This is a genomic window from Methyloferula stellata AR4 (genome assembly GCF_000385335.1).
GTDB lineage: Bacteria > Pseudomonadota > Alphaproteobacteria > Rhizobiales > Beijerinckiaceae > Methyloferula > Methyloferula stellata.
The window spans coordinates 2,730,605-2,741,928 of record NZ_ARWA01000001.1; the positions used below are offsets into that span (position 1 = coordinate 2,730,605).

10 protein-coding genes are annotated in these 11,324 nt (G+C 57.3%); all 10 read left to right on the forward strand.

What is annotated here, in order from left to right; translation table 11 throughout:
• Positions 1-118: 118 nt before the first annotated feature.
• Positions 119-1,117, forward strand: a complete 999-nt coding sequence (locus tag A3OQ_RS0113415; protein WP_020175918.1) for a FecR family protein — start codon at positions 119-121, stop codon at positions 1,115-1,117.
• 449 nt (positions 1,118-1,566) lie between these two features.
• Positions 1,567-3,255 (forward strand): ShlB/FhaC/HecB family hemolysin secretion/activation protein, encoded by a 1,689-nt coding sequence (locus tag A3OQ_RS0113420; RefSeq protein WP_020175919.1) that lies wholly within the window; start codon positions 1,567-1,569, stop codon positions 3,253-3,255.
• Between the two features lie 35 nt (positions 3,256-3,290).
• Entirely contained in the window at positions 3,291-5,285 is a 1,995-nt protein-coding gene (locus A3OQ_RS0113425; protein ID WP_051116112.1) for a DUF2341 domain-containing protein, read from the forward strand.
• Positions 5,286-5,289: 4 nt separating this feature from the next.
• Entirely contained in the window at positions 5,290-5,694 is a 405-nt protein-coding gene (locus A3OQ_RS0113430) for an ExbD/TolR family protein (protein ID WP_020175921.1), read from the forward strand.
• A gap of 319 nt (positions 5,695-6,013) precedes the next feature.
• The gene (locus tag A3OQ_RS25280) at positions 6,014-6,526 is read left to right on the forward strand and encodes a TonB family protein (protein ID WP_341872080.1); all 513 of its coding nucleotides are present in this window, start codon (positions 6,014-6,016) and stop codon (positions 6,524-6,526) included.
• A gap of 77 nt (positions 6,527-6,603) precedes the next feature.
• Positions 6,604-8,421 carry a putative porin gene (locus tag A3OQ_RS0113440; RefSeq protein WP_200860029.1) on the forward strand — a complete coding sequence of 606 codons (1,818 nt, stop codon included), beginning with the start codon at positions 6,604-6,606 and terminating at the stop codon, positions 8,419-8,421.
• Positions 8,421-9,023 carry a hypothetical protein gene (locus A3OQ_RS0113445; protein WP_020175924.1) on the forward strand — a complete coding sequence of 201 codons (603 nt, stop codon included), beginning with the start codon at positions 8,421-8,423 and terminating at the stop codon, positions 9,021-9,023. Before A3OQ_RS0113440 ends, A3OQ_RS0113445 begins: the two co-directional genes overlap by 1 nt.
• Before the next feature lie 47 nt (positions 9,024-9,070).
• Positions 9,071-10,078 (forward strand): peptidylprolyl isomerase, encoded by a 1,008-nt coding sequence (locus tag A3OQ_RS0113450; RefSeq protein ID WP_161607338.1) that lies wholly within the window; start codon positions 9,071-9,073, stop codon positions 10,076-10,078.
• Between the two features lie 59 nt (positions 10,079-10,137).
• Positions 10,138-10,872: a lytic transglycosylase domain-containing protein gene (locus A3OQ_RS0113455; protein ID WP_020175926.1), complete on the forward strand. Its 735-nt coding sequence runs from the start codon at positions 10,138-10,140 to the stop codon at positions 10,870-10,872.
• 209 nt (positions 10,873-11,081) lie between these two features.
• The gene (locus A3OQ_RS22385; RefSeq protein WP_244427142.1) at positions 11,082-11,324 is read left to right on the forward strand and encodes a hypothetical protein; all 243 of its coding nucleotides are present in this window, start codon (positions 11,082-11,084) and stop codon (positions 11,322-11,324) included.

Genomic DNA, 11,324 nt, shown 5'->3' on the forward strand with positions numbered 1-11,324 from the left:
AGTACGAAAGGCGAATCGAGGCAAAGTTAGCGTCATACGCATCTGCCCACTCTGCTGGTGGTAGGAAAGCGGCTCTAATTCTCATGCGGACGAGATAGACCTTGGAATTCGATTGGCTATGAGTGAACTCGATAACGACCCGCTTGATGAGGTGACGCGGCAGGCGCTCGATTGGGTCACCCGCCTCAAGACGGGCGATCCGAAGCAGAGCGATCTCGATGCATGCCGCGCGTGGCGGGCACAATCTCCAGAGCACGAGACGCGCTTTCGCGAAGCCGCAAGGCTTTGGAGCCAATTGCGAATTGCCGCCGCAGAACTCCGTGAGGAAGAGGCGACCAGACGCGCCCCGGAACCGGTCATCGCTTCGCCTCTGTCAGCTGCTCGCTATCTCCTTGGGCGCCGCGCTTTTCTCAGTGGAGCTGTAGCCACCTCGGTTGCGGCCTATATGGTTGTGCGCCCTCCATTCGAGCTTTGGCCGTCGCTAGCTGAACTCCGAGCGGACTATCGCACCGCAAAAGGCGAGCAGCGTCGAGTGGACCTCGGCGGTGGGGCTACCATGGAAATGAATACGCAAACGAGCATTCGCTTGAAGGCCCTGGCAGGCGGACTTGAGATCGACTTGATTTCTGGAGAAGCACTCGTCGAAACGCGAGCTGCACCGGATAATCCCCTCGTTTTAAGGGCTGGAGACGGTTTCATCTCTTCGTACGACGCCGCGAGATTTAACGTCCGCTGCCTCGACGAACAAGTCGAGGTGACCTGCCTTCAGGGCACCGTGAATGTTGAGCAAAACCAGCAATCCGTGCGTATCCAAGCCCATCAGGAAATTACTTATACCGACCAGGGATTAGGCGTGTTGACTGCAGCCGACCCGGCAGACCGCACGTCATGGCAGAACAAATCCCTGATTTTCCGCAACCGGCCGCTCTATGAAGTCGTCAAGGAGGTGAACCGTTATCTGCCAGGCCGGATCGTCGTCACCAATGCGGCGCTTGGCAAAAAGGTCGTGAACGGCACCTTTCAGATCGATCGTCTTAATGATGTCATCGGGCAGGTTCAACAATTGTTCGGTGCCCATGTCATTTCACTGCCTGGTGGGCTCACGCTTTTAAGTTGACCTTTAAATAAGTTGAGCTTCGAAAGTCGGTGGGCCTCGACGCCCACTCTCATATATGGTTGGCCCGGACTGCGATCCGCCAGTCACTTCATCGCGTCGGCAACGTATTATGCGATACCGGCCCATGGGCCGAGATGCGCGATTTCCTAAAAGAGCGATGTCATTTCATCGTCATGATGGGATGTTTCTTTTAGAGGTTGAACTTTATTATTTTCTGTCCCGACAGCCGGAGACCCGCGGCTCTGACGGCGCCATAGCGGCCACGCCCAACAAATCAACACCTGCGACAAGAAAGTTCTGCGGGTTAGGCATCGCGCAGTTGTCCTAAACCCTGAGGTACGAAGTAACGCCCCGAAATGCAGGGAAGTGTGCGTATCCGAAAATGGCTCGGGGGCGCCAAGTTGAAGAGTACAGTTCGTGGCCGGATTCGAAGTTGTGGAACTTCCACGGTGCCGCTCGTCCAGACGGACGTGGTTGCCGCGGTCGCGCTCGTCCTTTTCTTGAGCTTCGATCAGTTTGCTATGGCCGATCCAGGTGGGCAGGTATCGATCACGGAGGCTGGTCAGGCGCAGGAGGCTGACCAGAAAAAGAGTCCGACGACCAAGCCGAAAGCGCTCGAACGTTTTGAAATCGATGAATATCGCATACAGGGCGCCAAAGCGCTTGAGCAGATTGTTGTCGAGGAAGCTGTTTATCCATTCCTCGGTCCAAACCGGACGCCGGAGGATGTCGAGAAGGCGCGCGCCGCTCTTGAAAAAGTCTATCACGATCAAGGCTACCAGGCTGTCGTCGTGTCGATCCCACAACAGAACGCATCCACCGGCGTGATTACGCTTGTTGTTTCCGAAAATCGCGTCGGGCGTGTGCGGGTCAAAGGTGCACGCTATTATGACCCTGATACGATCAAGCGCGGCGCTCCTGCGGTCGCCGAAGGGAAGATCGTCAATTTCAACGACGTAACCAAGGACATTGTAGGCCTGAACCAATGGCCGGATCGCCGTGTCACACCAGCGCTCAAGGCTGGTGTTGCGCCCGGCACGGTCGATATCGATCTCAATGTCGAGGACAAGGTCCCGTACCACGGAAACGTTGAATTCAACAATCGGAAGTCACCTGGAACGACGCCCTTCCGTATCACCTCGACGTTTCACTATGACAATCTGTGGCAGCTCGGCAATTCTTTCAGTTTCACTTACCAAGTTGCGCCGGAGCGTGTGAAGGACGCGCAGGTTTTCTCGGCCTCGTATCTCGCGCGCATCCCCGAATTCGAATACCTGAGCCTATTGATGTATGGCCTCAAATCGAACAGTGATGTTGCAACGATCGGCGGCACCGATGTTGTCGGACCGGGCGAGGTGGCGGGCGCCCGCATCGTTCTGACATTGCCAACGCGAGAGAATTTCTTCCACACCGTCTCGTTTGGCGCCGACTACAAGCACTTCGAACAGGTTGTCGGCGAGAACGTAGCAAGCGATTCAACACCCGTCACATATGCGCCCATTGTTCTCAGTTACAATGCGAGCTGGCAAACCGAGGGCGCGCTGACGCAGCTCACCGCCGCGGCGACGTTTGGATTGCGCGGTATTGGCAGCTCGCCCGCCGAGTTCGACGCCAAACGCTATAATGCGCAGGCCAATTTCATGCACGTCAATGCTGACGTGTCGCACACGCATGACCTGCCGGCAGGCTTTCAGGTCTATGGCAGATTGGCCGGGCAACTCTCCGATCAACCGCTTGTCTCAAGCGAGCAAAGCTCGTTGGGAGGTCTTGATACGGTGCGCGGTTATCTCGAATCGGAAGTGCTTGCCGACGACAGTCTGTACGGAACGCTCGAGTTCCGAAGTCCGAACCTTGGGCCGATGCTGACCAAGGCGCTCGAGGATAACGGAAGCCATACGGCCAATTTCTTCAATGAGTGGCGTTTCTTTGGCTTTGCCGACGGGGCGACTTCGTTCATCCACGATCCACTGTCCGAACAACAGGCGCATTTCAATCTGTGGAGCTATGGAATCGGCACCAAGTTCAAGCTCTCCGACTATTTCAACGGAATGGTGGTGTTGAGCGTACCCATGATCAGTCAAACTTACACGCAAGCACGAGATCCACGCATGAATTTCCGAGTCTGGGGGGAATTTTGAATATGCCTCTCACTCTTCTGCAAAAAGGCCCCATCATGCCCCTAACGCACAACCGGGTTTTCTCAATTCTCTGGGCCTGTGTCTTTTTCGGCCTCTTCGTGTGGTCGAGTTCTGCTTCGGCTTGGTGGAACGACGATTGGTCGATGCGCAAGAAGATCACGCTCGATACGAGTCCGACGGGCGGCAACATTACCGAGCCGATCAACGGCATGACGGTCTTGATCCGATTGCATGCCGGCAATTTCCGATTCGGCCAGGCGAAAGATGATGCGAGCGATCTGAGATTTGTCGCGGGCGATGACAAGACGCCGCTTAAATTCCATATCGAGCATTACGATCCTCTGCTCGCTGAAGGGTTGGCCTGGGTCTATCTTCCGGATTTGAAGCCTGGCAGCAAGGAAGATATCTGGCTTTATTATGGGAATAAAAAAGCGGCCGCCGGCGGCGATGCGAAGGGCAGCTACGATGGAGATCAGCTTCTAGACTATCATTTCGCGGAGAAGGGTACGCCGGCCCAGGATTCCTCCGTCTGGGCCAATCATGCGCAAAGCGTCGGTGTCACCGCCGAAGGGTCGATCATCGGCACAGGCCTAAGGCTCGACGGAACATTACGCTTCACGCTTCCGGCCTCGCCGTCGCTTGCCATTCCAGACAACGCCGCAATGACTTGGTCGGTTTGGGTCAAGCCGGCCTCGCTGCAACGCAATGCGGTCATCTATTCGCGCCGCGACGGGTCTAACGCACTGCTGATCGGCATCGATGATGGCGCGCCCTTCGTTGAAGTGACCAATAATGGCACGGTTCAGCGCAGCGCTGCCGGCGCACCTGTTGCCCCGAATGGCTGGCACCATCTCGCGCTCAGCGCCACACCCGGCCTCGTTACGCTCTACCTCGACGGCGCATCTTACGCGACGTTGAATGCAACCTTACCGGCTTTGAACAGCACCGCCTTGCTGGGCGGCGATAGCGCGCCTCCCGCCGCTTCGCCGCCTCCGGCGGATACGTCCAGCGCGTCCTCGGCATCCCCACCCGCGGCCGATGCGCAGGCGGCCGCAGGCGGTGCTCAGGCTCCGGCGGGCGACGCGCAGATTCCCGCCTCTGCGCAGGCGCCCGCCGGGCCGGCCTATACAGGTTTCGCTGGAGATCTAGACGAGCTTGAGATTGCAAAGGTCGCGCGCTCCGCTGGCTATATCAAAGCCGCAGCAGAAGAGCAGGGCGCGGATCACGCCAAATTCGTCACCTACAGCGTGGATGAAGAAACTGCGAGCTGGTTCAGCGGCTATTTCGCGGTGATCTTGAAATCCGTGACGCTCGATGGCTGGGTTGTTATCGGGATCCTGGTCTTCATGGCCGTCGTCAGTTGGGTCGTGATGATCGACAAGGCGATGTTCGTTGGTCGGCAGCGCAAGGCGAATGTGCGCTTCATGAGAATCTACCGCCAATTAACGACCAGCGTCGCAATGGCCGAAGGCGACGAGGTGGACAAGCTCGAAAATGAATCAGGCTTGTTGGCGCCTCAGATGCAGAAAGCGCTGCGTCATTCCTCGCTCTATCGACTTTATAGGGTCGGGCAGGAGGAACTCGGTTTCCTCATGACCGGTTATCAGCGGGGTGGTATCTTGACGGCCCAAGCGATTGCGGCATTACGCGCTGAACTCGATGCTGGCTTTGCCATCGAGAGCCAAAAACTTAACCGGCTCATGGTGCTTCTAACGATAGCGATCTCCGGCGGCCCGTTTCTCGGCCTCCTCGGAACCGTCGTGGGTGTCATGATTACCTTCGCGGCAATCGCGGCCTCTGGAGACGTCAACGTAAACGCCATCGCGCCTGGCATCGCCGCCGCGCTTGTCGCGACGGTCGCGGGTCTCGGTGTCGCGATCCCAGCGCTCTTTGGCTATAATTATCTCATTACTCAAATCAAAGATCTGTCCACGGACATGCAGGTCTTCGTCGATAAATTCACGACGCGGACCGCTGCTCGCTACGCGATTCATTCGCTGCAGCGCCAACAACCCCTGGCTGCGGAGTAGCGCGATGCAGATTCAAGCCGACAGCAAGCCCTATGACGACATCAACATCACCCCGATGCTCGATCTCGCCTATGTGCTGCTCATCATTTTTATTGTGATGACGACGGCGACCGTGCAGGGCATGAAGGTCAACCTTCCCAAGGCCAGCGCGGCGCCCAGCTTAGCGCAACAAACGACAAAGGCCATTACTGTTTCAAGCGAAGGCAAGATTTTTCTCGACACGATCCCCGTGACGCTCACGGAGCTCGAGCAAAGGCTTATCCAACAAAAGGCACTGACACCGGAATTCCCGGTCGTGCTGCGCGGCGACAGTCAAACGCAATACCAAAATGTGATGGACGTCCTCGATCTCCTCGGACGCTTGAACATCACGCAAGTGGGGCTCGCAACCAAGCCGCTGGTGAAGTGACATGGATATGCGCTCGAACCCCCTAGAATACGATCTGCCGATCGAGCCATCGGGTGGCCCGGCTAGGCGAGATCCACTTACCAGAGAACGACAAGCGGTCACGGAAGATCGTGAAGAGACGCAGGAGGAAACCAGCAACGGCTTGCGCCGGCATGGGGCCGCCACCGCGGCCGGTGTCCTCGCGTTCGCTGTCATTGGAGGAATCTACCTCTTCTTTAAGTCAAGCGACGATCTGCCGCCTCCAGTGAAGGTGCAGCAGATTACACTCTTCAACATCTTGCCACCGCCGCCCCCTCCACCCCCTCCGCCCGAACAGAAGATGATCGAGCAGACGCCGGTCAAGCAGCAGGACTTTCAGGAGCAGAAGCCAGTTGAAAAGCCGGAGGAGGAAGCGAAAGAGCAGCCAAAACCGCTTGATGAGGCGAAACTCGATATGCCGCCTCCCGGACCTTTGTCGCTTGATGCAAAGGCGGTAGGCCCCGGTGATTCTTTCGGATTGGGCGGCAAGCCCGGAGGCCATGGTCTCATCGGTGGGGGTGGTGGCGGTGGAAGCCGTTGGGGCTGGTATGCGTCGATCGTGCAATCGCAGGTCGAGACGGCGCTTCATGCCAATCCGCGCACACGAAGCGCAGTCATGCAAATGAAGGTCAGGCTTTGGGCGGATCCTTCAGGCCGCATCAGCCGCGTCCAAATCGATTCATCCTCGGGAAATCCCGAAGTCGACGCGGCAATCCGAAACGAGGTGCTCGCAGGCCTCATATTGCATGAGCCGCCGCCCAAGGAGATGCCGATGCCGATCGTGATGCGCATCACGTCGCGCAAACCAAGTTGACACTTAACCGCGGCGGAAAACGCGCCGCCCGTTACTGAGTTATAGAGTGAAGGACGAGTGATCAAATGTTGTTGAGAATGCGTTTGACGCGTCACCGGGGGCTGCTCTCAGGGGCAGGGTGCGCTCTTTGCTTGGTCCTCGTCACGAATCTGAGTTCTTCGGCAGTTGCGCAGGACACGGACCAGAGCGCGCCGCCAAGTAAATCGTCTGTGTCGCGCAAGAAGCCGACGTCGCCGATTGCCATGGTTAATCTCGTCAATCTTCTCGTTCAACAAGGTGTCGTAACCGAAGAGCAAGGCAAGGCGCTCATCAAACAGGCCGAGGATCAGGCTTCGGTCGCCCGCGAAAGTGCAAAAGACGTTTCGGTCAAGGCAGTTGAGGCGGCGAAGGCTGCCAATGCGGCTGCGGCCGCCGCCATGCCGGCAGGCACCAAACGCGTGACCTATGTGCCGGAATTCGTGAAGAAGCAGATCCGCGACGAACTCAAGGAGGAGGTCATGAAGACCGCGGCAAGGGACAACTGGGCCTCGCCTGGCCTCTATCCGGAGTGGGCGTCGCGTATCCGCCTCTACGGCGATTTCCGAGCCCGCTATGAGGGCGATTATTATCCGAGTGGTAACGCTTCGCTCGTGAACTTTGGGGCCATCAACGGAGGCAGTCCCTTCGACATGCTTGGTGCGAGTTATCCTCCATCCCTTGATACGGACCAGGATCGCAACCGCATCCGCTTGCGCGCGCGACTTGGTATCGATGCCAATGTTTACGACGGATTCTCGGTGGGGCTGAGGCTTGCCACGGGCGACAGCAATTCGCCTGTTTCCACGAATCAGACCCTTGGCAGCTCTGGTGGCAATTTCTCAAAATATCAAATCTGGCTCGACCGCGCGTTCCTTAAGTATCAGCCAATCGAAAACGTCGCATTCAAGGTCGGCCGCTTCGAAAATCCCTTCTTCGCACCGAGCGAACTTGTTTGGGATCAGGACCTCAATTTCGACGGCTTCGCCGTACAGACAAAATATGAGATCGCGCCGGGAGTCGTGCCCTTTGCGAACGCCGGAGCTTTCCCAATCTACAATACGGACTTGAACTTCGGCAGTACGAATTTCGCCAATTCCAACGCCGGGAACCCAGTTAAATATTCATCGCAGGACAAGTGGCTTTTCGGCGGACAGCTTGGCGTTTCGTGGAAGCCCGCTCAAGATTACACCGTCAAGTTTGCCGCGGCTTATTACGATTTTTCGAATGTACAGGGCAGGGTCTCAAGTCCATGTGTTGTCTTGAGTGCGACAGATTCTTGCAACACGGATAATCTTCGTCCATCCTTTGCGCAGAACGGGAACACTTATATGTTCCTGCGCAACGTCGTTCCGAACGGCGCGTCGGAATATCAATATTTCGGTCTGGCAAGTCCTTTTCGTGATGTCGTCTTGACGGGCCTCATCGATTTTGGCCAATTCCACCCTGTTCATATTACGCTCGACGGCGAATATGTCCGAAATGTTGCGTTCAACTCTGCGTCGATCGGATCGGTTGCCGTCAACAACCTCGGTCCTGATTTTGGTATTGCTGCCCCAGGCACTTTCGCCGGCGGTGCGAACGGTTGGTTCGGCCGTATCACCGTCGGTTATCCAGAACTCACGAAACTCTGGGACTGGAACGTTAATTTCGGCTATAAATATATTGAATCTGATGCCGTGATTGACGCTTTCACCGATAGTGATTTCGGCGCGGTCGGCGGATTGGGAGGCACTAATCTCAAGGGCTATATCATCGGTGGCAATCTAGGCTTGAGTTCGAACGTCTGGCTGGCAGCGCGTTGGATGAGCGCCAATTCCATCTCAGGGGCCCCTTATACGTCCGATGTCTTTCAGCTCGATTTGAATGCAAAGTTCTGATGATGCGCGTTCTGCTCACTCTTGCTGTTCTTGTGTTGCTTTCCGGGCTCGTTGCTCAGCCGGCCCGGGCACAGCAATCCGAAACTGACCGTCTGCGCGATGCCTTGCGTGCTGCGATCGCGCAAACGCGGACCCTGGAAGACGAGCGTGTATCGCTCCAGGCCAAACAAGCCGAAAGCGATCGCGATCGTGAGCGGCTCAAGAAGGAAGTCGACGCGACAAAGAACCAGCTGAAGACCGCCGAGCAGCAATACAAAGAGGCGGTCGAGACCTTCAATCAGCGATTGAAGGAAAACGCTGACGCCTTCGACAAATGGAAGGCAGCTTATGAAGAAGCTGCTGACCTCGCCCGGAGCAAGGAAGCCGAGCGTGCCAAATTCGAGGCGGAGGACAAGACCTTCAAAGCGAGCACGAAGGCCTGCGCTCAGCGCAACATCAAGCTCGTCGCGATCGGCAAGGACCTGTTACAGAAGCTCGAGAGTGTCGAACTTGGTGACCAGATTGCCGCCCAGGAACCCGTGATCGGTTTCAAGGCGGTAGATGTCAAAAATATGTTGCAGGATTACCAGGACAAGATCCTGGAACAGAGGGCAAATCCATGAACCGCATACCGTCGCACATCCTGCCTTCGTCGGTTGGCTACCTCGCAATGCAACTCGCTCTAGGGCTTTTCATTGGTTTCTCCACACCGGCACTGTCTCAAACGGTTCCGCCGCATCCGCTGCGCAGTCAACCGCCGGTGAAGGTTTCGGAAACCGCTCGAACGAAAGCTGAAACCAATTCGGCTCCGGCAAAGGAGAAGAGCGCACCGGCCCCAGTGAGTGGAGGGGGGGAAACCATCGCTAGAGTCGGTGGAACTGAACTCAAGGAAGACGAAGTCAAGGCACTTGTCGCGGGTCTCAATCCGCGCGACCAGGCCGCCATCGCTCGCGATCCGTCGCTTCTCGCACAGATGGTCCGCGTTCTCCTCGCCAACCAGCTGGTCTTGAAAGAAGCGGTGGCAAAGCACTGGGATCAAAAACCGGAAGTTGCCGCAGCTATCGAGAAGGCTCGTGAAGCTGCGATCGTCGAGAGCTATCTGCGATCCGTCTCGGTCGTTCCGGCGGATTTTCCTGATCAGGAGACACTGCAGTCCGTTTATGATCAGAACAAATCCGCCATGCTCGTGCCGCGCCAATTCCAAATCGCGCAACTCTATGTCGCTTCAGGCGCCGACGGCGACAAAGCCGCGGAGGAAAAGGCCCGCAAGAAATTGAGTGACGTCCAGGCCAAACTGAAACAACCGAGCGCCGATTTCGACGCGGTTGCCCGCACAGACAGCGACGCTAAGGATGCGGCGGAAAAGGGTGGCGCGGTCGGGTGGGTCCCCGAGACCCAATTGCGCCAGGAGATCAAGGCTTCGGTCATTGGCATGGCGAAGGGCGCGGTTTCTGAGCCGATTAAGCTCGAGGATGGATGGCATATCGTCAAATTGATCGACACGAGGCCCGCCTCGACGCTCCCGCTCTCCGATGTAAAAGATCAATTGATCCAGCGGCTGCGCGACGAGAGAGCCAATGCCATGCGCCGTGCCTATCTCGGGGAATTGCTGAAAAAGGACCCGCCAGCGATCAATGAACTCGCTCTCTCAAAGGTGGTCGCTGCACCGACGCCATGATGCGGCTCAAAACCACACCTAAGCGAAGAGGTCTCATTCGAGGGATCTTGGGGAGCTTTTTGTCTCTGCTTCTGGCGATGGCCGGGCAGGCACAAATGGTTCGCACCTGCCTAGCCGCGGAAGACGTGAAACTAGAGCAGGTCGCGCGCACGGAAGAAAAGCCGTCCGGCGATTCCGGCGCCGTGGCCAGCCCGTCTAAAGCTGTTTCGGAGCTGCGCGGAGAAGCAAACCTGCAAGCTTTGATCAAGGCCGAAGCCCGCCGCGAAAACATAGCGCCCGAAATCGTCGATGCCGTAATGGCGGTCGAGAGTAGTTATAATCCTGACGTGATCGGCACCTCAGGCGAGATCGGGCTCATGCAGGTCATGCCTTCAACCGCCCGGCTTCTCGGCTTCGGCGGCAGTTTGAGCGATCTTGCCGTTCCCGCAACCAATATCCATTATGGCACGACCTACTTGGCTCGAGCTTGGCGCATTGCTGGTGGCGACCTCTGCACGACCGTGATGAAATATCGTGCGGGCCATGGCGAGACCCGTTTCTCCGACCGATCCGTCGCCTATTGCCTTGCCGTGAGGTCGCATTTGCAGGCGCGTGGCTATCCTGTCACCGGGACCGTTCCCATCGCGACCTTTGGTGAACCTTCCCTGGGTCTCGGACGTTTACTCAGCGCACGTCCCTGCCGGAAGGGCTGCCTCATGGCCTCGGGCGCGCATTTGCCGGATTTAGCGCCTCTCAACAAAAAACTGAGTGAGCTCGTATGGCAGACGAAGACATTTACGCCGCACGGGCTGTAGCCCGCCCGTTTAGATCGGTAAAGCGAGACACGCGCTCGGCGAAGAGCGCTCACGGTCCTTCGCGTCTTCGCGCGCTGCGATGCTATTTCGTTTTCGCCTTCACGATCGTTGCATTAACCTCGAATAGCGCGCGTGCCGGAGATCCGGGAGGAATCATCATCGGGGGCAATACGACGCCACCGCCGTTAACCGTGGGGGTCGGACGCTGTGTGGATGTCGAAATCGACGGTTCGCGTGCTTTCCATTGCCTCAACGAGGAATTGCGCAGGCAGGTGGACAAGGTTGCGCCGGTCCTGAACACGCCGCCGATCGACGCGCGATCGCCGGATCCGCAGACAGGCGTGATCAATCTTCCGGGCGTGCGAGAACAATATGGAAAGAACTTCGGCGTTTCGGCTTTTCCCTACCGGCCGCCGACGCCGACATTCACATCGCCGCTCCTGGCGAGGTAA

What these genes read in the sequence shown, in the direction of transcription:
- A3OQ_RS0113415 (WP_020175918.1), top strand. Translation starts at nt 119, where the DNA reads ATGAGTGAACTCGATAACGACCCGCTTGATGAGGTGACGCGGCAGGCG.
- A3OQ_RS0113425 (WP_051116112.1), top strand. Translation starts at nt 3,291, where the DNA reads ATGCCCCTAACGCACAACCGGGTTTTCTCAATTCTCTGGGCCTGTGTC.
- A3OQ_RS0113430 (WP_020175921.1), top strand. Translation starts at nt 5,290, where the DNA reads ATGCAGATTCAAGCCGACAGCAAGCCCTATGACGACATCAACATCACC.
- A3OQ_RS25280 (WP_341872080.1), top strand. Translation starts at nt 6,014, where the DNA reads ATGATCGAGCAGACGCCGGTCAAGCAGCAGGACTTTCAGGAGCAGAAG.
- A3OQ_RS0113440 (WP_200860029.1), top strand. Translation starts at nt 6,604, where the DNA reads ATGCGTTTGACGCGTCACCGGGGGCTGCTCTCAGGGGCAGGGTGCGCT.
- A3OQ_RS0113445 (WP_020175924.1), top strand. Translation starts at nt 8,421, where the DNA reads ATGATGCGCGTTCTGCTCACTCTTGCTGTTCTTGTGTTGCTTTCCGGG.
- A3OQ_RS0113450 (WP_161607338.1), top strand. Translation starts at nt 9,071, where the DNA reads ATGCAACTCGCTCTAGGGCTTTTCATTGGTTTCTCCACACCGGCACTG.